Origin of the sequence: Nocardia sp. CDC159 (assembly GCF_023740735.1) — a bacterium.
In the GTDB taxonomy this organism is placed as follows: Bacteria; Actinomycetota; Actinomycetes; order Mycobacteriales; family Mycobacteriaceae; genus Nocardia; species Nocardia pulmonis.
Window position 1 is genome coordinate 92,781 of the sequence record NZ_JAMRXH010000015.1, and the last position, 22,648, is coordinate 115,428.

At 69.2% G+C, this 22,648-nt stretch carries 20 protein-coding genes; 9 read left to right on the top strand and 11 right to left on the bottom strand.

The window, feature by feature from the left end; genetic code table 11:
- Complete coding sequence (locus NDR87_RS27935) at positions 1–699, bottom strand: VTT domain-containing protein (RefSeq protein ID WP_251916534.1); 699 nt, start codon at positions 697–699, stop codon at positions 1–3.
- A gap of 246 nt (positions 700–945) precedes the next feature.
- On the opposite strand from NDR87_RS27935, the gene fbaA reads away from it, so the two are divergent.
- Positions 946–1,983: a class II fructose-bisphosphate aldolase gene (gene fbaA / locus NDR87_RS27940; protein ID WP_251916310.1), complete on the top strand. Its 1,038-nt coding sequence runs from the start codon at positions 946–948 to the stop codon at positions 1,981–1,983.
- An 87-nt stretch (positions 1,984–2,070) separates the two neighbouring features.
- Positions 2,071–3,192 carry a BTAD domain-containing putative transcriptional regulator gene (locus tag NDR87_RS27945; RefSeq protein ID WP_251916312.1) on the top strand — a complete coding sequence of 374 codons (1,122 nt, stop codon included), beginning with the start codon at positions 2,071–2,073 and terminating at the stop codon, positions 3,190–3,192.
- Here the strand turns inward: NDR87_RS27945 and NDR87_RS27950 are convergent.
- Positions 3,189–3,521, bottom strand: coding sequence for an excalibur calcium-binding domain-containing protein (locus NDR87_RS27950; RefSeq protein ID WP_251916314.1), 333 nt, complete (start codon positions 3,519–3,521; stop codon positions 3,189–3,191). The two genes, NDR87_RS27945 and NDR87_RS27950, sit on opposite strands and share 4 nt — an antisense overlap.
- Positions 3,522–3,702: 181 nt before the next feature.
- On the opposite strand from NDR87_RS27950, the gene NDR87_RS27955 reads away from it, so the two are divergent.
- Positions 3,703–5,169, top strand: coding sequence for a DUF4185 domain-containing protein (locus tag NDR87_RS27955; protein ID WP_251916317.1), 1,467 nt, complete (start codon positions 3,703–3,705; stop codon positions 5,167–5,169).
- On the opposite strand, the gene NDR87_RS27960 is transcribed toward NDR87_RS27955, so the two are convergent.
- Entirely contained in the window at positions 5,166–6,206 is a 1,041-nt protein-coding gene (locus tag NDR87_RS27960; protein ID WP_251916319.1) for a fused (3R)-hydroxyacyl-ACP dehydratase subunits HadA/HadB, read from the bottom strand. The two genes, NDR87_RS27955 and NDR87_RS27960, sit on opposite strands and share 4 nt — an antisense overlap.
- A gap of 191 nt (positions 6,207–6,397) precedes the next feature.
- Complete coding sequence (locus NDR87_RS27965; protein WP_251916321.1) at positions 6,398–9,253, bottom strand: hypothetical protein; 2,856 nt, start codon at positions 9,251–9,253, stop codon at positions 6,398–6,400.
- A gap of 82 nt (positions 9,254–9,335) precedes the next feature.
- On the opposite strand from NDR87_RS27965, the gene NDR87_RS27970 reads away from it, so the two are divergent.
- Positions 9,336–9,791, top strand: coding sequence for a DUF3151 domain-containing protein (locus NDR87_RS27970; RefSeq protein WP_251916323.1), 456 nt, complete (start codon positions 9,336–9,338; stop codon positions 9,789–9,791).
- A gap of 30 nt (positions 9,792–9,821) precedes the next feature.
- Positions 9,822–10,955 carry an aromatic acid exporter family protein gene (locus NDR87_RS27975; RefSeq protein WP_251916536.1) on the top strand — a complete coding sequence of 378 codons (1,134 nt, stop codon included), beginning with the start codon at positions 9,822–9,824 and terminating at the stop codon, positions 10,953–10,955.
- A gap of 273 nt (positions 10,956–11,228) precedes the next feature.
- Here the strand turns inward: NDR87_RS27975 and NDR87_RS27980 are convergent, their stop codons facing one another.
- Positions 11,229–12,017 carry a site-2 protease family protein gene (locus NDR87_RS27980; protein WP_251916325.1) on the bottom strand — a complete coding sequence of 263 codons (789 nt, stop codon included), beginning with the start codon at positions 12,015–12,017 and terminating at the stop codon, positions 11,229–11,231.
- Positions 12,014–12,673, bottom strand: coding sequence for a hypothetical protein (locus NDR87_RS27985; protein WP_251916327.1), 660 nt, complete (start codon positions 12,671–12,673; stop codon positions 12,014–12,016). Before NDR87_RS27985 ends, NDR87_RS27980 begins: the two co-directional genes overlap by 4 nt.
- Positions 12,674–13,181: 508 nt before the next feature.
- Between NDR87_RS27985 and NDR87_RS27990 the strand changes: the two genes are divergently transcribed.
- On the top strand, positions 13,182–14,471 hold the full coding sequence (locus NDR87_RS27990; RefSeq protein ID WP_251916329.1) for an adenylosuccinate synthase: 1,290 nt from the start codon (positions 13,182–13,184) through the stop codon (positions 14,469–14,471).
- A 100-nt stretch (positions 14,472–14,571) separates the two neighbouring features.
- On the opposite strand, the gene NDR87_RS27995 is transcribed toward NDR87_RS27990, so the two are convergent.
- Complete coding sequence (locus NDR87_RS27995; protein WP_251916332.1) at positions 14,572–16,068, bottom strand: PLP-dependent aminotransferase family protein; 1,497 nt, start codon at positions 16,066–16,068, stop codon at positions 14,572–14,574.
- A gap of 62 nt (positions 16,069–16,130) precedes the next feature.
- On the opposite strand from NDR87_RS27995, the gene NDR87_RS28000 reads away from it, so the two are divergent.
- The 3 genes from NDR87_RS28000 to NDR87_RS28010 all read left to right on the top strand — a co-directional run bounded on the left by NDR87_RS28000 (position 16,131) and on the right by NDR87_RS28010 (position 17,282).
- Positions 16,131–16,319, top strand: coding sequence for a hypothetical protein (locus NDR87_RS28000; RefSeq protein WP_251916334.1), 189 nt, complete (start codon positions 16,131–16,133; stop codon positions 16,317–16,319).
- A 77-nt stretch (positions 16,320–16,396) separates the two neighbouring features.
- Entirely contained in the window at positions 16,397–16,669 is a 273-nt protein-coding gene (locus NDR87_RS28005; RefSeq protein ID WP_251916336.1) for a hypothetical protein, read from the top strand.
- 52 nt (positions 16,670–16,721) lie between these two features.
- On the top strand, positions 16,722–17,282 hold the full coding sequence (locus NDR87_RS28010; protein WP_251916338.1) for a methylated-DNA--[protein]-cysteine S-methyltransferase: 561 nt from the start codon (positions 16,722–16,724) through the stop codon (positions 17,280–17,282).
- A gap of 23 nt (positions 17,283–17,305) precedes the next feature.
- Here the strand turns inward: NDR87_RS28010 and NDR87_RS28015 are convergent, their stop codons facing one another.
- From NDR87_RS28015 to NDR87_RS28030, 4 genes are all read right to left on the bottom strand, one after another.
- Entirely contained in the window at positions 17,306–17,779 is a 474-nt protein-coding gene (locus NDR87_RS28015; RefSeq protein ID WP_251916340.1) for a hypothetical protein, read from the bottom strand.
- A gap of 218 nt (positions 17,780–17,997) precedes the next feature.
- Positions 17,998–20,613 (bottom strand): LuxR family transcriptional regulator, encoded by a 2,616-nt coding sequence (locus NDR87_RS28020; RefSeq protein WP_251916342.1) that lies wholly within the window; start codon positions 20,611–20,613, stop codon positions 17,998–18,000.
- 99 nt (positions 20,614–20,712) lie between these two features.
- Positions 20,713–21,810 carry a CaiB/BaiF CoA-transferase family protein gene (locus NDR87_RS28025; protein WP_251916344.1) on the bottom strand — a complete coding sequence of 366 codons (1,098 nt, stop codon included), beginning with the start codon at positions 21,808–21,810 and terminating at the stop codon, positions 20,713–20,715.
- 117 nt (positions 21,811–21,927) lie between these two features.
- Positions 21,928–22,500: a hypothetical protein gene (locus tag NDR87_RS28030; protein ID WP_251916355.1), complete on the bottom strand. Its 573-nt coding sequence runs from the start codon at positions 22,498–22,500 to the stop codon at positions 21,928–21,930.
- Positions 22,501–22,648: the final 148 nt, after the last annotated feature.

Below are 22,648 nucleotides of genomic sequence, written 5' to 3' on the forward strand. Positions count from 1 at the left end.
TCAGCGGGTGGGTTCGTTCGTCGGGACGGGGGTTTCCTCGATCTCGAGCACCGGTTCGTGATTGCGCAGCTTCTTCGCGATCGAGATGATGCCCGGCAGGATCGAGACGAACACGATGACCAGGAAGATCGCCTCGACATTGTCGCGGATGAAGGCGACGTTGCCGAGGAAGTAGCCGAGGATGGTCACACCGCCGCCCCACAGCAGGCCGCCGAGAATGTCGAAGGTGACGAACTTGCGGTAGTCCATCTTCGACACCCCCGCCAGCACCGGCATGAAGGTGCGCACGATCGGCACGAATCGGCCCAGGATGATGGTCTTGGGCCCGTACTTCTCGAAGAAGGCGTGCGTCTCGGTGACATAGCGCTGCTTGAAGAAGCGCCCGTCCTCCTTGTGGAACAGCGCGGGGCCGATGGCCCGCCCGATCCAGTAGGCGGTCTGGTCACCGAGGACCGCGACCACCGACACCGCGGGCACCAGCACCCAGATCGAGACCGGGGCGGGTGTCTGCGCGGCGAGCAGGCCGCCGGTGAACAGCAGCGAATCGCCCGGCAGGATCGGAAACAGCAGCCCTGTCTCGATGAAGACGATGACCAGGATGGCCGGGAGCACGGCATTTTTCAGCCATGTCTCCGTCAAGAGGTGCATGGGGTCGAGCAGCGCTTTGATTCCGGAGCTACTCGCGACAGCATCAGATATGGCCAGCAAGGTCACGGGCACCACAGTACCGGGCACCCCGCTATCGCACAGAACGTCAGGGCAACCTCACAGGGCAGCAGCGCGTTCGCCCCTGTCCCCAGGCGGCTGCACCCCCTGTCCCCAGGGCGGCTCCACCCCCTGACCCCGGCATGCTCTTCGCCGGGGTGCCTTCCACAGGAATACCTCGGGAAATTAGGGTATGACCTGACAGAACCGTCCAACGCCGCACACACGGAGGTCACTGCAGTGCCCATCGCGACTCCGGAGGTCTACGCCGAGATGCTCGGTCGGGCCAAAGAGAACTCCTTCGCCTTCCCCGCGATCAACTGCACGTCATCGGAGACGATCAATGCGGCGATCCGCGGTTTCGCCGAGGCCGGCAGCGACGGCATCATCCAGTTCTCCACCGGCGGCGCCGAATTCGGCTCCGGCCAGGGCGTGAAGGACATGGTGACCGGCGCGGTCGCGCTGGCGGAATTCGCGCACGTGGTGGCCGCCCGCTACGACGTCACCATCGCGCTGCACACCGACCACTGCCCCAAGGACAAGCTGGACACCTTCGTGCGCCCGCTGCTGGCCATCTCGCAGGAGCGGGTCAAGGCCGGGCAGAACCCGCTGTTCCAGTCGCACATGTGGGACGGGTCGGCGGTGCCGATCGATGAGAATCTGGAGATCGCGAAGGAACTGCTGAAGCAGACCTCCGCAGCCAACATCATCCTCGAGGTGGAGATCGGCGTCGTCGGCGGCGAGGAGGACGGTGTCGAGAACGCCATCAACGAGAAGCTCTACACCTCGCCGGAGGACTTCGAGAAGACCATCGACGCCCTGGGTGCCGGTGAGAACGGCAAGTACCTGCTGGCCGCCACCTTCGGCAATGTGCACGGCGTGTACAAGCCGGGCAATGTGAAGTTGCGCCCGGAGGTGCTGGCCGAGGGCCAGCGCGTGGCCGCCGCCAAGCTGGGCCTGCCGGAGGGCGCCAAGCCGTTCGACTTCGTCTTCCACGGCGGTTCGGGCTCGCTGAAGTCCGAGATCGAGGATTCGCTGCGCTACGGCGTGGTGAAGATGAACGTGGACACCGACACCCAGTACGCGTTCACCCGCCCGATCGCGGCGCACATGTTCTCCAACTACGACGGTGTGCTGAAGGTGGACGGCGAGGTCGGCAACAAGAAGGTCTACGACCCGCGCAGCTACCTGAAGAAGGCCGAGGCCAATATGGCCGCCCGCGTGGTGGAGGCGTGCAACGACCTGAAGTCGTCGGGCAAGTCCGTCAGCGCGAAGTAGTCGAGGAGTTCAAGGGTGCGGCCGGTGCGAACACCGGCCGCACTCGCATGTCTTGCCGACCTACCCAACGACTGATTTCGTGAACATATGAGTGGCGTCCTGGACGTCCGGGTGCTGGGCCCGGTGCGGCTGCTGGTCGACGGCGAACCCGTACCGGTCGGCGGACCGAAGCCGCGGGCGCTGCTGGCCGCGCTCACCGTGAATCGCCGCCGCGCGGTGTCCTCGCAGGCGCTGGCCGATCTGGTGTGGAACGAGCAGCCGCCGGACGCCTATCTGGCCAGCCTGCAGGTGTTCGTTTCGAATATTCGCAAGGCGCTGCGCAATTCGGGGGTGGATCCGGCGAGCGTGCTGCGCACCGAATCGTCCGGCTATCGCCTCGACATTCCGGATGACGCCTGCGATCTGGGGCGTTTCGATCTCGCCCGGCGCGCCGGCGCCGAGGCCGCGGCCGTCGGTGCGCACGAACGCGCCGCGCGGCTGTTCGGTGCGGCCCTCGACGAATGGAGCGGCCGGGCGCTCGACGATCTGGCCGGACTGCAGTTCGCCGACGCCTTCGCCGCGGCGATGGACGAGGAGCGGCTGCTCGCCGCCTCGGCCCGCATCGACGCCGAGATCGCCTGCGGCCGGGCCGCATCGGTGATCGGCGAGCTGCTGGCGACGACCGCCGCCCATCCGCTGCGTGAACCGCTGTGGGTGCAGCTGATCACCGCGCTGTACCTGTCCGGCCGCCAGGCCGACGCCCTGGACGCGTGTCGGCGGGTGCGCGCGGTGCTGGCCGACGAACTCGGCATCGACCCGGGTCCGGCGCTGATCGAGCTGGAGAAGCGGGTGCTGCGCCAGGAGCCGTTGGACATTCGCGAGATCGCCGCCGTGGAGCGGCTGGCCAAGGCGATGACCGAGACGGTGACCGAACATCCGCGCCCGGCCCGCGGCGGCCGGTTGCTGCTGCCCGGCGGGCGCACCGCGCCGATTCCCCAGGGCGGCCTGCGGATCGGCCGGATGACCGATAACGATCTGGTGCTCGACGACCCGAAGGTCAGCCGCTATCACGCGCATGTCCAGCCCAGTCGGGCCGGTCTGCTGATCCGGGATCTGCAGTCGGCCAACGGCATCTACGTCAACGATCGCCGGATCGACAGCGGCGCCATGCTGACCGACGGTGACGCGATCCGCATCGGTGCGACCGTGCTGCGCTTCGAGGCCGACTAGTTCTCCCAGACCTCGCAGGCGATACCGTCGAGGTCGGGATCGAGATGGGCGCCGTATCCGGTCTGTCCGGCGTAGAGCACGGTTACGCCCGCCGCGTGGGCCGCCGCGCAGTTGGCGTAGTACGGGGTCTTGGTGGTGGAAGGCTTCCGGTCCGGTTTCTGGTAGCGGTATTCCCCATTCTGATCGACCGTCCAGCCCGAATCGCCTCCGCCGGGGAGGGGGCCGGAGGGTTCTCCGGCGAGGGCGGCCGGCGCCGACACGGCGCCGAGGGCGAGCAGTCCGGCGGCGAGAACGGGCGCGACGGTGCGGGGATTGATCGAAAACTTCACGGCGACAATCCTGTTCGAGATTCGTTCGCTCCCACTGTAGGCGCGGATCCTGAGATGTCCCCCAGGATTTTTGAACGTACGGCCGGTTTCTCCGGCGTGGAGTGCCGTCGATTGCCGGGTTCGTCCCCTAGGGTCGCTTCGCGGGGGATCAAGCGGTGGACCGATATCGAGGGGTTGGTGTATGGCCATGCGGCTGCTGTCCGCCGTCGGGGCGGTCGTCGTCGGAGCGGGGGCGCTGGTGGGTGCGCAGCATCCGAGCGCCGCCGCCGAAAGCGCTTCCGGCGCAACGTTGGTGGGCATCGGACCGTGTCCGATCGATCCCGTGCCCGTCCATCAGCCACTGGTGCCGAAGACGCTCGAGGTGCCCGTGCCCTATCCGGTGGTCACCGTCGATCCCGGGCCCCCGCCCGCCACGTCGCCGGTGCGCGTACCGATGGAGCTACCCCCGGATCCGTGCACCAATCCGTGCCCGGATCTCACCGACCATCCGGATCCGCCGCCGGGCCTGTTGAATCGGATGGGAATGCCCGAGCTGCTGCTGAACCCCAAGCCGTTCTTCTTCGCGCTGCCCTCGGGGCCCTCACCCGATCCGATCGCGCCGCCGCCGGTCCGCGTGGAGCCGCCGACCGAACCGGCCGCCCGGGTGGCGGCCCGGCCCGCCCCGCGCGTGCACGAGGTGCGCGAGGTCGCGAAGCTGACGGGTGCGCATTCGATCAACCGGACGGACAAGCGGTGGCAGGTGTACGGGACCGACCTCGGCATCATGTGGGAGAGCGCGCCCGGCGAAATCGCCCTGGCCTTCGGCGATACGGTCGGCGTCGGCTTCCATCCGCCCGGCGGCATGGGCTCGGACTGGCGCAGTAATCTGCTGGCGTTCAGCAGCGATCGGGAGCTCAGCGACGGCGTCGTCTTCGATCGCATGGTCACCGACGACCGGTGCCATGCCGCGGAGGTGCTGCCCAGTCGCAAGATGGACAATGTCGAGATCACCACGATCCCGACCTCCGGCTTCGCGCTGGGCGAGCGGCAGTATCTGAGCTATATGTCGATTCGGACCTGGCACAGCATGCCGGGCACGTTCTACACCAACTACGGCGGCATCGCCTATTCCGACGACCACGGCCAGACCTGGACCAAGGATCCGCACGCGCGCTGGGACAACATCTTCGGTGTCTCCAATTTCCAAGTGGGCGCGATGGTTCCGCAGGGCGACCATGTCTACATGTTCGGCACGCCCAATACCCGGCTGGGTTCGGTGGGCCTGGCACGGGTGCCCAAGGACGCGGTGCTCAATCCCACCGCGTACCAGTACTGGCGCGACGGCGCGTGGACCCCGGTCGGTGGCGCGGCGTCGGCCTCGTCCATCGTCGACGGTCCCGCGGGCGAGCTCTCGGTGCGCTACGACGCCGACCGGGGGCGGTGGCAGATGAGCTATCTCGATACCGCGAAGGCGGCCATCGTTGTGCGCGAGGCGGATTCGCCGCAGGGCGTGTGGTCGGAGTCGGCGCAGCTGGTGTCGGCGACGCAGTATCCGGAGCTGTACGGCGGCTTCATCCACCCGTGGTCGACCGGATCCGACCTCTACTTCACCATCAGCACCTGGAGCGATTACAACGTCTACCTGATGCACGCCCGGCTGGACGACTAGGTCAGCCGCACCTGCGCGATGGCACGCCCGAACAGCTTCTTGCCGACCGAGGTGGCGCCCAGCAGCACGGTCGCGGTGCGGCGCTCGGGATCGAGCGCCTTGATCCGGGCGCTGAATTCGATCTCCGCCGGGGATGTGGCCTCGACCGGGACGAAGCCGGAGAAGCGCACGCTGTAGGTTTCGATGGCGGTCGGATCGCCCAGCCAGCTGGACAGATAGTCCGCGCCCAGGCCCATGGTCAGCATGCCGTGCGCGACCACCGTCGGCAGCCCGGCGAGTTCGGCCGCGCGATCGCTGAAGTGGATGGGGTTGGCATCGCCGGAGACGCCCGCGTAGTTCACCAGATCGCCGCGGGTCAGGTGGCGGGTCGCCACCGGCAGCTGGTCGCCCACCGCGAGGTCGTCGAAGCTGGGCAGGGTGTGCACCGTCCAGTCGCGACGCGAGTCGGCCAGTGCCGGTGCGACCGTGGCCTGTTCGGGCTCGAGCGGGATCAGCACCTCCGGATCGGCGCTGGCGTCGCGGCGGTGCATGACCAGACCCTCGACCAGGCGCACGATGTTCGGATCGATCTCCTCGCCCAGCCGCGCGACGATCGTGGTGGTGCCCACCTGGACGACCCGGTCGGTCTCGTCGACGACGGTGGTCTCGAGGACGATGAAGTCGTTGCCGCGCACCCGCCGAATGGAGTCGATCTTGGCCTCGATGCGCAGCCGATCCCCGGCCTGGATCGGCCGATGGATTTGGAAGACCTGATCGGTCTGCAGCATCTGCGACAGGTCGTAATCGGTGAGGACGTTGTCCAGCAGTGCCTGGGTGGTGATGCCGCCGATCACTGAGGTGAAGGTCGGGGGTGCGACGATGCCGTCGCAGCCGAGCTTGCCCGCGTCGGGCTCGTAGCGGTGGGCCGGATGGTTGTTCTGCACCGCCCGCGCGAATTCGCGGATCTTCTCCCGGCCGACCTCGTAGTGGTCGTGGACACGATAGTGCCGACCGGCCAATGCCGTGGATGCCGGCGCATCGGGTGCCAGCTCCGGCATATCCCTTGCTCCCTCACACTCTTACTGCGTAAATCCCTGGCGCGGGCCCACCGTTGATAGTTCCGAACGGAAAGAATTGGCCCGCGAGTCCGGGCCATGCTACCGACGGTGTCGGACCGCTGACCACCCGTCTGTGATGTTCATCGCGAACCGGGCGCTGGACGTGACACCCGGCGCGATGAACATCACAATCAGCCCGCGGCGTTCGGGGGGTCGCAGACCTTCCAGCCGTCGGGGGTGTGCTGCAGATCGAAGGTGCGCACGACCGCCCGGGTGGGATCGGCATCGGTGTACACGGCGGCCTGCGCGGTGGCCTTCGCATCGGTGATCTGCACCGCGTCGATGCTGGCGATCTTCGGAATCTTCTTCTGCTCCACCGCGAGTCGATGCACACCGGCGTACTGCTCCGGGCCGATGTTCTGGTAGAAGTCGTGCAGCGGGCCGCAGGTGACCTCGCGCAGCTTCGGCAGGCTGCCGTCGGCCAGGGCGTCGGTGTAGCTGCCGATGGCATCGCGGACCTGCGCCTGCGGCGAATTGTCCGTACCGGCGCGTAATCCGAATACCGCCGCGATCACCGCGACGAGCACCACGGCCGCCGCACCCGCGATGAGCAGCCAGCGCTTGTTGCCGCCGCCGTCCGCGGTGGTGGCCGCCGGTCCGGCCGACGCGGCCGGTGGCACCCGCTGCGGCTGCGCGATCGGGCGGGGCGCGACCGGGCGTGGGGCCTGTGGGGAACGGGAGATCGACTGGTCCGGAACCGTGGGCCGGACATCGGCCGGGGACGGGGCGCCGGTCGCCGCACCCACCGGGCGCTGCGGACCGATGTTCTTCGGACCCGGGCCGGAGCGCGGGGTCGCCGGGGGTTTCCCGACGGGACCCGGCTTGGCCGCCCCAGACGCGACCCGATCGGTGCCCGGCTGTCCGGGGCCGCCGGGGCGCCGGGCGCCGGGTTGCTGAACGGGCAGGATGGTGGTGGCGGCATCCGATGGGTTGGAAACCTTCGGCAGCGCGACGGTTTTCGCGTCGTCGCCGGTTTGTTCCGGCTGCGGCGCCGATTTGGGTATCGCGACGGTCTGTGCCTCCGGGGCCGTGCCCTGGGGCGAATCGCCCTGCGGCACAGTCTTTTCCGAGGCGTCCGCGTCCCCCGCCGACTTGCCCTCGGCCGCAGCGACATTCGCCGCACCGAATCGTGCGGTGGGAGCCGCCGGATCCGATTCGCTAGGCGGCTCGCTCGCGGCTCGGCCGGGACCGATCGGGCGGAACGCGGCAATCGCGCCTTGGCCCGGCCGGGCGATGGGCGGCTTGCGCTTCGCGTCGTCCGCCGATTCGGTTGTCGCGGGTTCGGCGGGTGCGGGCGTGGAATCGCTGTCGCCCCTGCCTGTTTCACGGGTCGGCCGTGCGGGTGCCGAATCAACCTTGTCAGGACCGGTTTCGATCGTGCCGGGGCCGCTGTCCTTCTTACCCGTCGCGGTTTCGCGGGTCGGCAGGGATGGGGTGGGCCGTGCTGTTTCGCTCTTGTCGGCGCTGGTTCCGGTCGTGCCGGGGTCGCTGTCCCTCTTTCCCGTCGCGGTCTCGCGGGTCGGCGAGGGTGGGGTCGGCCGTCCTGTATCGCTCTTGTCTGTGCCGGTTTCGATCGTGCCGGGGCCGCTGTCTTTTTTGCTCGTCGCGGTTTCGCGGGTCGGCGAGGGTGGGATGGGCCGTGTGGCGGCGTTCTTGTCGGTGCCGGTTCCGGTCGTGCCGAGGCTGCTGTCTTTCTTGCCGGTTGCGCTTTCGCGGGTGGGCAAGGGTGGGGTCGGCCGTGCGGCATCGCCTGTGCCGGTGGTGGTTCCGGTCGTGCTGGAGTCGCTGTCCTTTTTGCCCGTCGCGGTTTCGCGTACCGGCGGGGACGGGTTCGGCCGTGCCGGTGCCTCGTCGACCCTGTCGGCGTTGGTCTCACTCGGGCCGGGATCGCCGACTTTCTTGCCCGTTGGGGTTTGGCGGGTCGGCAGGGGTGGGGTGGGCCGTGTCGTATCGCCCTTGTCCGTTGCTGCTCCGCGCACCGGCAGGGGCGGGGCCGGGCGTGCGGGCGGCGTCGGCTGCTGGGGAGTGCCGGTCGGTGCGTTGCTGTCGCTCGGGGGCGGGGTTTTTCCGGAGTCGCCGTGCTGTCGGCCTGGCGTGGTTGCGGGAGTCGGCACGGGTGGATTCGGGCGCGCGGCCGCTGAACCGCTGGCCTTCTCGTCAGGTGCCGAGGACGACTGCGGTCGGGGCTGGCCGGAGCCGATCTTGTCCGGCCCGGGACCGCCCGGCCGCTGAGCGGGCGGATTGCCCTGTGCGGCCGCGGGCGCGCCGCGGACCGGACCGCGCGGCGGGAGTTCGATCGGGCCGGCGGGCGCGCCCGGCTGCTCCTTGGGCTTGCCGGCGGCGGGGCCGCGCGGGGGCAACTCGATCGGGCCGGCGGCATTGGTCGGTCCCGGGCGGCCGGTGGCGAACTGCGGACCGGCCGGGCGAACCGGTGCGGCGGCGGGGGGTACGCGACCGGCCGGATTGGCTTGGTCCGCAGCCGGATTCGCGCCCGGTCGATCGGCCTTCGGCGGTGTGCCCGGAGGCTGCTGGGCATTCGTTCCGGCGGATCGAACGTCACGGGGCCGGAGGGCTCCGGCCGAACCGGGTGAGCGCTGACCCGGGCTCGGCGGCGTACCCGCCGGATTGGGCTGTCCGCCTGCGGGATTCGGGCCCGCGGGCCGGTTGGCTCCCGGCGGATTCGTGCCGGGTGGCGCACCCGTCGGTCCGGGACGGCCGGTGGCGGGCGCGCCGGGACGCGGCGGCGTGGTGCTCGCGCCCGGGCGCGGCGGCGCCGGGGAGGGTGCGACGGAGGGACGAGTGCCGGGCGTGGGGGTCGAGGGGCGGCTGGCCTGGGTCGGCGCGGACGGCGAACCGGGGGCGGGTTCGCGGGTGATGCGCTCGGTCTTCCCGGCGTCGGGCGTGTCGCCCGAGGGCGCGGTCGGACGTTGCTCGGCACCGGCGGCGGACGGCTGCCGGTCGGGCTTCTGGTCGTTCGGGTCGGACACGCGCTACCCCTCGCTCAACGTCAACAGTGCACTCAGGTGGTCAGCCTAACGAGCATTTCCGGCAGCGGTGCACAATGAGCCCATGACCTCCTTCGGTGATCTGCTCGGACCGCAGCCGGTATTGCTACCCGAAAACTCCGAGGCGGAGGAGGCGCTGCTCGACAACCGGGACCCGGTGCAGGTGGCCGCCGCCCATCCCACCGCATCGGTCGCATGGGCCCAGCTTGCCGAGGATGCGCTGGGCCGCGCCGAGGCCGCCGGTGCCGATCCGGAGGGCGCCGTCAGCGCCGACACCATCGCCGCCTACGCGTTCGCCCGCACCGGCTACCACCGCGGCCTGGACCTGCTGCGCCGCAACGGCTGGAAGGGTTTCGGCCCGGTGCCGTGGAGCCACGAGCCGAACCGCGGTTTCCTGCGCAGCGTCGGCGCGCTGGCCCGCGCGGCCCAGGCCATCGGCGAGAACGACGAGTACGCCCGCTGCCTCGATCTGCTCGAGGACTGCGATCCGCGCGCGGCCTCCGAACTCGGCCTCGACTGACCCGCAGCCGAATTGGCACTCGACACGGCGATCACGGTCGAAGCGTTTCGCGAAAGCGGTAAACAGCGCTTTCGCAACGGCCTGACCCGGCTGCGCAAATCCGCGCTGCCGATCGTCCAATGCGCGGTGGGCGCGGCCCTGGCCTGGTTTCTCGCGCATCGGGTGATTGGCCACCCGCAGCCGTTTTTCGCGCCCATCGCGGCGATCATCTCGATCGGGGTGTCGTTCGGGGCGCGGTTGCGCCGCTCGGTGGAGCTGGTGGCCGGGGTGGCGGTCGGCATCGGCATCGGCGATCTGTTCATCTCCCGCGTCGGCGCGGGCGCCTGGCAGATCGCGCTGGTGGTGGCGGTCGCGATGGCGACCGCCGTCTTCCTCGACGGCGGCGCGGTCATTCCGATGCAGGCGGCCAGTTCGGCGGTGCTGGTAGCCACGCTCATGCCGCCGCATTCCGGCGGCGGCACCAACCGCATGATCGACGCGCTGGTCGGCGGGCTCGTCGGCATTGTGGTGGTGGCGGTCATTCCGCTGCATCCGGTGCGCCGGGCCCGTCAGCAGGCCGCCGACATTCTCGCGGTGGTCGGCAGGGCCCTGACCGAATGCGCCGACGGACTGCTCGAGCAGGACCCCGAAAAGATCCGTCTCGCGCTGGAATCCGTGCGCGGTACGCAGCCGCAGATCGACGGGCTGCGCAGTGCGCTGGAGGGCGGTCGCGAGGTCAGCCGCATCTCGCCGCTGTACTGGAATTCGCGCCGCCGCCTGGAACTGATCCGGGCCGCCGCCGATCCGCTCGACAATGCCGTGCGCAATGTGCGCGTGCTGCTGCGCCGCGCGCTCACCCTCGTGCGCGACGACGAAATCCTCGATCCGCGGCTGATCGAGGAGGTCGACGAGCTCGGCAAGGCCATCGATGTGGTGCGCCGCTATATGCTCGCGGACCCGGGCGAGCAGCCCGATGCCGCCGAGGCGACCCGGGTGCTGCGCCGCGTGGCCAAGGGCGCGACCAAGGATCTGGTGTCCGGAGCCGGACTGTCCGCGCATGTCGTCTTCGCCCAATTGCGCTCGGTGGTGGTGGATTTGATGCAGGTGTGCGGTGTCAAGCGGCTGTCGGCGATCGCACTGCTTCCGCCGACTGTGAAACATCCGTACGTCACCCCCGAGGACTGAGCGAGTAGGCGGCGAAAGATCTTCGGGTAGTGCACTACTCGTGTTCGCGGTCCGCCGCGCTCGTAGTTTTGTGGTGACCGCATCGACGAGGGGTGGTGCGGTCGGAACTTCGCCGAGGCAGCGGATGCCGTACGGCCGCCGATGTGGACGGCCGATAACCGGGTCCGGCGTTCGCGCCCAGCGAAGCCGGGCCGCTCGGCTCGAGAAAGCGGGTCGGGCGGCCCTCCTTCGGGGGGCCGTCGGCGGAGTAAGGGGGCTGCCGACGGTCTCCCGTCACGACCAGAAGGTCACCAGGTACAGACCGGCCTGATGCCAGATCGGCGGCACGCCGGACAGGTCGAACAGCGTGTTCACCAGCCCGAAGAAGGCCCGCCGGGCCGGTTCCAGCCCCCACAGCACGGCGAACAGCAGCAGCACGCCGAACGGCTTGAGCTGATCCAGTGACCGGCGCGTCCGATAGCTCAACGAGGGCTCGAGAATTCCGTACCCATCGGTGCCGGGGATCGGCAGCAGATTCAGCACGGTCGCGGTCACCTGCAGGAAGGCCAGGAAGCTCAGCCCGAACCAGAACGCAGCATGCGACTGCGCCGAGCCGAACAGCCGCACGATCACCAGCAGTACGACCGCGCAGATCGCATTGATCGCGGGACCGGATCCGCTGATCAGCCGCTGCACCCGCGGGGAGAACAGGTGGGAGTGCACATAGACCGCGCCGCCGGGGAGGGCGAAGCCGCCCAGTGCGATGAAGACGATCGGCAGCCCGATCGACAGCAGCGGGTGGCTGTATTTGAGCGGATTCAACGTCAGATATCCGCGCAGCTCCACTTCGCGGTCGCCCGCCCGCCACGCGGTGTAGGCGTGCCCGAACTCGTGCAGACACACCGAGACGATCCAACCGAAGACGACCAGCACGAATACACCGATCCGGGCCTGCGTCGACGACCAGTGCTCGGCGTCCCAGGCCAGCGCTCCGCCCACCGCGGCCAGCGCCACGATCAGCAGGAATACCGGGCTGGGCCGGACCGCGCCGGAAACGCGGCGGGCGTCGAAAGAACGGTTCATCGCACGAGCATCCAGGGCTCGTGGTGGCGGTAGAAGCTCGACCGCGGCACCGTGCGGTCGCTGGCGATGCCGTCGCGGGTCACCAGCGCGCCCGGGGTGCCGACCTGCACGGCGCGCCCGGCGACCCAGCGCCGCCTGCGCAGCCCGCGCTGCACCGTCGCGCGCACGCCCGGTTCCTCGAGGGTCGGCGAAATATGCAGCGCCGTGACCTTTCCCGTGAACAGCCGGACGTCGTCGACGTAGGCCTCGCCCTCCAGCTTCTCCCCGTCGCGCCCGGTGATCGTGGCGCGCCCGACCAGCACCTTGCCGGTGTCGTCGCGGATCAGCGGCGTCGGCAGGGGCTTACCCTCGAGCGCCCGCTTCGCTGCCGCCGATCCGGTCCCGGTCTGGTAGGCCCGCGACCCGTAGGTGCGATCGACGGGCACATATCCGATCTCCACATGCAGTCGCTCGGTGCGCAGCAGATGCGTGAGCACCGCCGCCAGCCCCGCGTCCTCGCCGAGCACGATCAGCCGCGGCAGGCTGTCGGCGGCCAGCACCGGCAGCAACTCATCGATCGCGCTGGGCTCCGGAATGGCCGCGGTCTGAGTCAGTGGCAGCGATGCGAGCGCGATCGGCACCGGAGCGCCGTTGCAGCGGAGAACATGGGTACTCAACTGCGGTACACCCTCCTCGGACCAGACATCCATCGTCCTCGCTGCGCCCGGCAGGCCCTCGTCGCCCACCTCCGGCTGCCACCATAGCCCGCCATGCCCTCGCCTCGCTGCGCTCGGCGAGGGAACGAGACCGAGCCGCCGCCGGGGAGAGACTCGGCCGTCGCCGGGGAGTGGACTTGGCTGTCGCGGGGGAGTGGACTTGGCTGTCGCGGGGGAGTGGACTTGGCTGTCGCGGGGGAGTGGACTTGGCTGTCGCGGGGGAGTGGACTTGGCTGTCGCGGGGGAGTGGACTTGGCCGTCGTCGCGGAGTTGTGCGATGCCTCACGGCAATAAGCCCTCCGCCCGAGCGCCCCTCTCGTTTCCCCACCGAGCGAAGCGAGGTTGGGGTGAGGTGGAGTCCGAACCTTGGTTCACCTATCCACTAGACTGTGCTCCCGGCCACCGCCTCGGAAACGGCAGGTAGCTGCAGCACGACGGGTGTTGCGCGTCGAACCGTAGGAGACTCGAAATGCCGGCAATCGTCCTGATCGGCGCCCAGTGGGGCGACGAGGGTAAGGGCAAAGCTACCGATCTGCTGGGCGAGCGAGTCCAATGGGTGGTGCGCTACCAGGGCGGCAACAATGCGGGGCATACCGTGGTACTGCCCAATGGGGACAACTTCGCGCTGCATCTGATTCCGTCGGGCATCCTCACTCCGGGCGTGACCAATGTCATCGGCAACGGCGTGGTGGTGGATCCGGGCGTGCTGCTGGACGAACTGGCCGGACTCGAGGAGCGCGGCGTCGACACCACGCGGCTGCTGCTGTCGGCCGACGCGCATCTGATCATGCCGTACCACGTGGCCATCGATAAGGTCACCGAACGCTTCCTGGGCAACAAGAAGATCGGCACCACCGGCCGCGGTATCGGCCCCTGCTATCAGGACAAGGTCGCCCGCGTGGGCGTGCGCGTCGCCGATCTGCTGGACGAGAAGATCCTCACCCAGAAGGTCGAGGCCGCACTGGAATTCAAGAATCAGGTGCTGGTCAAGATCTACAACCGCCGCGCGCTGGATCCGCAGCAGGTCGTGGACGAGGTGCTCACCAAGGCCGAGGGCTTCGCCCATCGCATCAGCGACACCCGCCTGCTGCTGAACCAGGCCCTCGAGCGCGGCGAGACCGTGCTGCTCGAGGGGTCGCAGGGCACGCTGCTCGACGTCGACCACGGCACGTATCCCTATGTGACATCGTCGAATCCGACCTCGGGCGGCGCGGCCGTGGGGTCCGGCATCGGGCCCAACAGGATCGGCGCGGTGCTCGGCATCCTCAAGGCCTACACCACCCGCGTCGGCTCGGGCCCGTTCCCGACCGAGCTGTTCGACCAGTCCGGCGAATATCTCGCCAAGACCGGCGGCGAGGTCGGCGTGACCACCGGCCGCGCCCGCCGCACCGGCTGGTTCGACGCCGTGATCGCCCGTTACGCCACCCGCGTCAACGGAATCACCGATTACTTCCTCACCAAGCTGGACGTGCTCTCCAGCCTGGATCGCGTGCCGATCTGCGTGGCCTACGAGATCGACGGCGAGCGGGTCGAGCAGATGCCGACCACCCAGACCGAATTCCACCACGCCCGCCCGATCTACGAGGAGATGCCCGGCTGGTGGGAGGACATCTCCGGCGCCCGCACCTTCGAGGATCTGCCCGCCAATGCCCAGGCCTACGTCCGCCGCCTCGAGGAACTCTCCGGCGCCCGTGTCTCCTGCATCGGCGTCGGCCCCGGCCGCGACCAGACAATCGTCCGCCACGACATCCTGGCCTGACCCAGACCCCTCGCCCAGTCGCACCCCTTCTCGCGCTTCGCACCCCCTGTGGATGCCCGCAACCAGTGCGAAGGGCGAGAAAGGGTGCGGCTGTTGGATTTCAGTAGAGAGTCGGAGGGGCGAGGGGTTCGGCGGCGTGGGGGGACAGCGCTCCGTAGGCCGCCGCGATGGACTTCACCGCCAGGCGCAGGTCCGCCTCCTCGTGGGTGAAGGGCAGTCGCAGGAAGCGTTCGAACGCGCCCTGCACGCCGAAGCGCGGACCCGCCGCGAGCAGCACGCCGTGGTTGGGGGCGGTGGCGGCCAGGGCCGTGGAGACCGGGGCGGGCAACTGCACCCACAGCGACATGCCGCCCGCACCCTCCACGGCTCGCCAGTCGGGCAGCTCCTCGGCCATTGCCTCCAGCAAACTCGCTCGGCGCGAACGCAATTGGTCGCGGCGGCGGGCCAGGATGGTGTCGGCGTGCTGGAGCAGATATCCGGTCGCCAGCTGATCCATCACCGGCGTGCCCAGATCCATGCTGGACCGGGTGCCGAGCAGCTTGGTGATCAGCGTCTGATGGGTGCGGATCCAGCCGACGCGTAGACCGCCCCAGAACGACTTGGACGCCGAACCGATGCTGACGATTTCGGTGCCGCGCGCGAAAGCCGCTACGGGCGGACAGGTTTCGCCGTCGAGCTGTTGATCGACCATGGACTCGTCGACGATCACCGTCATTCGGGTCTCGCGGGCGATGGCAGCCAGTTCGGCGCGCGCCTCGGCATCCATCAGCAATCCGGTCGGATTGTTGAAGTCCGGCACCAGATATGCGGTGCTGGCGGCGGTTTGCCGTGCGGCGCTGCGGATTCCGTCGAGATCCCAGCCCGCCTGGGGATGTTCGGGGCGCAGCGGCACCGGCACCGGCCGGGCCCCCACATCGCGGATCGCCTCGATCGCGTTGGGATAGGTCGGATGATCGATCAGCACCCGCTCGGCCGGGGCGGTCAGGACGTTGAGCAGCAATCGCAGACCGTGCTGCGCGCCGAGGGTGATCAGGATCTGATCCGGATCGGTGGGCAGCCCGCGCTCGGTGTAGCGGCGCGCGACCGCCTCGCGCAGGGTCAGCACGCCGATCGGATCCATGCCGTGGGTGCCGAGATAGATCGGAAGTCCTTGTAGCGCCGCGGAATACGCGTCGGTCATCTCCGGCGGGGCGGACATGGCCGCGTAGGTCATATCGATCGTCGGCAGCTCACCCTCCGACATCAGCGCGAGGATGCCGCGGGTGGGCTTGTTCCCGTCGTGCTTCACGCTTGCCGGGAGTGCGACCGTACTGCGCGAACCCTGGCGGCTGAGCAGATAGCCGTGCTCGCGCAGCAGGGTGTAGGCGGAGGTGACCGTGGTCCGGCTGACGCCGAGGGCGGTGGCCAGATCGCGCTCGCTCGGCAGTGCCACGCCCAGCGGGGCCCGGCCGTCGTGGATAAGCAGCCGGATGCCCTCGGCCAGGGCCAGATAGGCGGGCCGGGCCGAGCGGCGGCTGGCCGCCTCGTCACCGTCCTCGTGCCGCCATCGGCCCAGGTCGCGGGTGAGGGTGGCCGCGCTGATCACTCGGGTTGCCATGCAGGCCAGTATTGCCCTGCTGGCTATGTATTTCAAGTCCAGCTGGCGTGGAGTATGTGCGCATGCTCACTTTGCTGATCGTCGGGGTGGTCGTGGTCGTGGCCGTCGTTGTGATCGGCGCATATGCGCCGAGTGCGGCGGAACGCAAGGCTTTCCGGCGCGCGAGCCTGGCGATACGGCACTCGCTGACCGACTGGGATGCCGCGCGGGCTCCGGATGAGGCCAATTTTCAGAAGTGGACTGGTCGATGAGGGGCTGAGCCCAAATTAAGGCCAGTATTGCGACAGTGGATATTTGATCAAGGTCCAGATCGCCACAGGATGGAGGCATGATCTCCTTCCTGGTCGCCCTTGCCGTGGTTGTGGCCTTCGCCGTGACCGTGTACCGCTATGCGCCCAACCGAGAGGATGGAGCCGCGCGGTTGTTCGAGCGGTACCGCCCGCATGCGCCGATGGCGGACTGGTCGATGTCGTATTACGAAGAGCAGCGCCAATATTCGGAGCTTGCCGCCATTCGCGCCCGCCAGGCCGAGGCAGCCTGCCCCGAACCGGCGACGTCGCCGCGGCCGCGTCTGTTCGGCCGCCGGGCGGTCCAGTTCTGAAGACTGGACTCATTACCTCGAAACTGTCGGTCCCGTGCGGCAAACTGGGCCCATGCCCGAACCGGACCGGCCGGCAGTTTCGGCCGCGCTCTTCGACACGGCGATCGGCACCTGCGCGATCGCCTGGACCGAATCCGGCGTGGCCCGGTTCCTACTGCCCGAGGCCACGCCCGCCGCGACCCGAGCCGCGGTGCTGCGTCGCTACCGCGGCCGCGAGGTGCGCGAGGCCGAGCCCGCCGAGGTGATCGCCCGCGCCATCGCCGACATCCGCGCCCACCTCGCGGGCACCCTGGCCGACCTGCGCTGGATCCCCTTGGACCACAAGGGCATTCCAGAATTCGACCGCGCCGTCTACGAGGTCACCCGCGCCATCGACCCGGGCCACACCCTCAGCTACGGCCAGGTGGCCGCCCGCGTCGGCGCCCCCCACGCCGCCCAGGCCGTAGGCCAAACCCTGGGCCGCAACCCGATCCCCCTCATCGTCCCCTGCCACCGGGTCCTGGCCGCCGACCATGCCCTACACGGCTTCTCGGCCCCCGGCGGCCTGATGACGAAGGAACGCCTGCTGGAAATCGAACGCACCCCGGGCTTCGGCGAACCGACCTTGTTCTGAACGGCCCCGAGAGCGAGGTGGCGCTACGGCTTCGGACGGTCTCTGGCGCCCGGGTCGATGGCGTTCTGCAGACCCTGCACGACCTCCGGGGGGACCTGTTCGGGCATGGGGGCCTCGAAGTCGCCTACGCGGATGCTGTGTGGTGGTGGGGGTGGGGGTGTTTCGGTTTTCTGGGGGGTTGTGGGGCGTTGGCGCGCGGGTGGGGCGGCGGGGGTCTGGGGGGTGGCGGCGCGTAGTTCGGCGGGTTCCTCGGGGGCGGGGGAGGCCGGGGCGGTGACGCCGGGCTGGACCGGGCCGGGTTCGGCCTGGGCGAGGGTGGTGTAGCCCAGGGCGATCGCCAGCGGGAGTGCGGCCAATGCGATGCGAATTCCAGTCGGTACGTTCAGACTTCGACGCCACACGTCGAGACCACCACCCTCCCCGGGGATTTCCAAGCACAAACGGGCGACCGTGCGTCGCTCGAGAGCATCGTAGTTGGCGATCAGCCCCGTAGCCATCCCTCGAATTTCGATGGCATCGTGCAATGGCCGGATCGTCGTTGAGGGAGTGCGATTTCGTCGACGCACGGGATTGGTATGGAGCGAGAGAGCCCGAAGGCGCTACGCGGGCTGCCGGAACATCCGGACGAGCCGATGAAACACGCCGCGTCCCAGCGACGAAGCCGCGGACAATTCGAGGTGAGACTCACCGATAACCGATGAACTGTGCAGCGATCCTAGCTCCGCTGTTTGCCGCTCGGCGGCTCTCCCCGCATCAGCTCCGCGAGCGCCTCCCGATCGGTGACATCGAGTTTGATGCAGGCGCGATACAGATGCCCCTCCACGGTCCGCACCGACACCGTGAGCCGGTCGGCGATCTGGCGATTGCTGAGCCCGGCCGCCACCAGATTCGCGATCTCGCGCTCGCGCGCGGTCAGCGGCAGCGGCTGGGCGGACTGCCGCAGCGCGGGGGTGCTCGCCCCACCGCAGGCCGCGGCCAAGCGATTGGCGGTCGCGGCCGACTCCAGCAGCCGACGGCGATCACCCGAGCGTTCATGTGCCGAGGCGGCCTGAGCCGCCGCGTCCGCGGCCGACAGCAGCGCCCCGATCTCCTCGAATTGCGTTGCGGCGGAATCCAATCCGGGCCCGTCGTTGGACGCTACCGCCACCGCGTGCCTGGCCTGGATCTGCACCAGACGCCCATCGATCCGGGCCGCGAGATCGGCCAGCCGCCCCGCGACCGACTGATCCCCGAAGCGGGCGGCGGTATGCAGCGCCATCGCCTCGATGGCGTGCTGATGGGCCCGCGCGGCGGAGTCGGCCGCCGCGACGGCCAGCCGCACCGCGGGGCTGACCGTTCCCTCGGCCGCGGCCTGCCAGGCCTGCGCGATCTGCAGCTGCGGTTCGTACACCGCGCTGTGCCGCCCGCCGCGCGCGACCGCCTCGGCGATCGTCTCGGCCGCCTCGGTCGCCCGCCCCAGCGCCGAATAGGCCTCGGCCAGCCGGATTCTCGCCGGAAACATCCATGCGGCCGCCCCCTCTGCGTGCAGCGCGGCCAGCGCATGTTCCAGATTCTCGATGCCGTCGGGGAACCGGCTCTGGGCCACATCCACGGTGCCCTGCAGGATGCGCGAAAAGCCCCACGCCAGATACTGTCCCGGCGCGGAGTAGCCGTAATAGGTCGCGGCCCGCCGCCGCGCGGCCTCCAGATCACCGGTGAAGGTCAGCGCCAACACCTCGGCGTGGGTGGACATGAACCGGTTGAGCCCGTCGATATGCGATTCCACCTCGTGGCCGCGCTCGGCGTACTGCCGCGCCGCCTCGCCGCGCCCCATCAGCGCCAGCGCCAGCCCACCGCCGAACGAGGCCCACCACACCGCCCACGGCGGCGCGTCCGCGGTCGACATGACCTGCTCGGCGTCGACGAACGCGGCCTCCAAACGGTTTTCGTTCACCGCGCACGCGGAAGCCAAGCCCTGCAAGGTCGATGCGATCTTCGGATGCGTGATCCGCTCGCGCACCAGCGCCAGCACCTCGTTGGCGCGATCGGCATCACCCATGGCCCACAACAGATTCGACACCCGGGTACTGCCCCACCGCGCCAGCTGGACCTCATTGAGCTGATCCGGATCGAAACTGGCCAGCGTGCGCTCGGCCTCGATCCGATGCCCCTGCCACAGCAGCGCCCGGGCGAGCAGATCGGCCGCCTCCACCCCGCCGCTGCGCTCCACCGCCGCCCGCGCGAACCGCTCGCCCAGCGGAATGTTGGCCAGTCCGATGGCATCCTCGGACGCGGCCACGAACAGCTCGAGATCCGCGGACTTGTCACTGTCCAAGGCCAATTCGGCCAGCCGGATGCGGTCGGAGGCGGATTTGATCGGGCGTTCGCGCAGCGACGAGTACAGCCGCCCGCGCAGCCGCCGCGCCGAAGCGATGCCCAGTCGGCGGCGGATGACCTCGCCGAACAGCGGGTGGTTGTAGCGCACCAGCAGCTGATGGCCGTTCTCGACGATCCGGATGACGCCGCGCGATTCGGCCGCCTCGACGCACTCCTCGCCCGCCAGCTCGGCCAGCACGTCCAGATCGATCGGCTCGCAGAAGGTCAGCAGCTCCAGCACCCGCAGCACATCCTCGGGCAGCTGTTCGACCCGATCCTCCAGCAGCGCGGCCAGTTCCGAGGTGACCGCCGCCCGCCCGCGCAGCTGCCAGACGCCGTTGACCTGCCGCAGCGTGCCCGCCTCCAGCGCGCCCTCGACCAGATGCCGCAGGAACAGCGCGTTACCGCCGGAGGACTCCCACATCAGATTGGCGGTGAAACCCTCCAACTGCCCGCCCAGCATGGACTCCACCAGCTCGACGCTCTGGCGCTGGCTGAACGGCCGCAGGTCGACCCGCAGCAGATGCCCGTCCTTCCACAGCGAGGTCACCGCATCGGGCACCTGCACCCCGCTGCGCACCGTGCAGACGATGCGCGCCGCCTTATCGATGGCCAGCTGCAGCAGCAGGGTCGCCGAGAGCTGATCCAGCAGATGGGCGTCGTCGACCCCGATGATGGTGTCCCCGTCGGCCAGCAGCGCCTCGCGCGCGGCCGCCATGAAGGTCACCGGATCGTGGGCGGTGTAGACGCCAACCATATGCGCGAACACACCCAGTGGAATGCTGCGCGCCGATTCGGTCCCGGCGACCCAGCGCACATTGCCCCCCACCGCGGCGGTGGCCTGCCGGGCCAGCGTCGTCTTGCCGACCCCCGCATCGCCGGTCAGGACCGCTCCGACGAATTCCGTGCCGGTGAGGGCCGCCCGAATCGCGTCCAGTTCGCCGCCGCGCTCGATCATCGGCCAATTCCGAGCCATGCGAATTACTCTAGTGCGCGAGGCGATCGTGAGCGGTGCGAACGAACACCGAACGGTAACAAGCGGATCCGACGAAGATGCGCAATCGCTACCGGCACGTTATGCGGTCCACACCTGGTCGATAGGGGTGGCCTCGGACGGGGGTGGAGTCGGGATGCCGCCCGGCGTGCGGGAGAAGCGCGGCGCGGGCGCGTGCTGCACCACCCCGTCGATCTCGATCAGGCCGGTCCGGGCTACGATATGCGCATTCTGCTCGGCCTCGGTCAGCGTCAGCACGGGCGTGCAGCAGGCGTCGGTTCCCTCGAAGATCGCCGTCCATTCGTCGCGCGTTTTCGATTTGAACCTCTCGGTGAACAATTTGCGCAACTGCTCCTGGCCGTTGGGATCGATCTGATGCGGCAACCCCTCGGGATCGATTTCGAGGCCCCGCAGCAGCTCGGCGTAGAACTGCGGTTCGATGGCCCCGACGGCCATGTACTTGCCGTCGGCGGTCTCGTAGGTGTCGTAGAAGGCCATACCGGTGTCGAGCAGATTGCTGCCGCGCTCGTCGGACCACAGACCCACACCCTTCATGCCCCAGATCATGTGCGACAGCGCCAGCGCGCCATCGATCATCGCGGCGTCGATGACCTGTCCCTTACCGGAGCTCTGCCGCTCCACCAGCGCGGCGAGGATGCCGAACACCAGGAACATCGAGCCGCCGCCGAAGTCGCCGACCATGTTCAGCGGCGGCACCGGCCGCTCACCCTTGTGGCCGATGGCGTTCAGCACGCCGGTCAGCGAGATGTAGTTGATGTCGTGGCCCGCGCGATCGGCCAGTGGGCCGTACTGTCCCCAGCCGGTCATTCGCCCGTACACCAGCCGCGGATTGCGCTCCAGCGCCACCTCCGGCCCCAGGCCCATGCGCTCGGTGACCCCGGGTCGGAAGCCCTCGATGAGGACGTCGGCCTTGTCGATCAACCCGAGCACCCGCTCGATCTCGGCCGGATCCTTCAGATTCGCCTCGACGATGGTCCGCCCTCGCCACTGCGGCCGTTCCATGAATCCGGGCAGCAGACCCGGCCGCTGCACGCGCACCACATCCGCCCCCAGATCCGCCAGCAGCAGCGCCGCATGCGGTCCGGGGCCGATCCCGGCCAGCTCGACAACCCGAATGCCCGCGAGCGGGCCCTGTTTCGCGGTGGATGGAGTGCTCACGCCCTACCTCGGTTCGTCATCGATCCTGCGCACCGGATCACATCCGGTTGTTGTCAGTATGACAATAGGGGGTGAACGCGTCCGGCGGCACCCGTGCCGCCGGACGCGCGGTGCGATCTACCGCCCGGCCGAGCCGGTCCCCGGCAGGACGCCGCTATCGCGGTTCTCGACGGGTTTCACGGTTCCCATCAGCCAGGCGCGCTCGGACGGCCGATCGCGGTTCACGCACTCCTGGTAGGCGTCCCAATCCCAATCCCCGCGCAGCTGTTGACAATTCCAGGTCGAGGTGAGGATGTCGACGGTGACGACGACGTCGTAGTTCCAGCGCGTCGCCGAACGGCCGTAGGCATCGGTCACCTCGCGGGCGGTGTTGCAGCTGATGTCGAAGGCGCGGACCTCGAGGTCGGCGAAGCCGGAGCCGCAGGGCATGCCGTCGTCGGGCGCGGGATCTCGGGTGATCGGGGGTGCGGTCGTGGTCGTGGTCGTGGTGGTGGTCGGCAACGGCGACGTGGTGGGCGGGACGGCGGTCGTGGTGGGAGCGAGGGTGGTGGTGGAGGTGGCCGTGGTGGTGGGAGGTGTGGTGGTCGGTGTGGGGGCGAGGGTGGTGTCCGGTCCGGTGGCGTTCGCGTAGGCGAAGGCGGCGAGGGTTGCGGCGGCGGCGCCGAGGGCCAGGGTGCCCACGAGTCGCATGGGGTCTCCGATCTGAGGAATCTTGCTGTCGCACCGCGCGTTTCGACGACAGACCCCCGTATGTCCGTCGACGTCGGCAGCGTCCAGGCTACCGACCGGTGTGCCGGTTCCATGCCCATAATTCCTGGGGCACGCCGCCGCCTCCCGT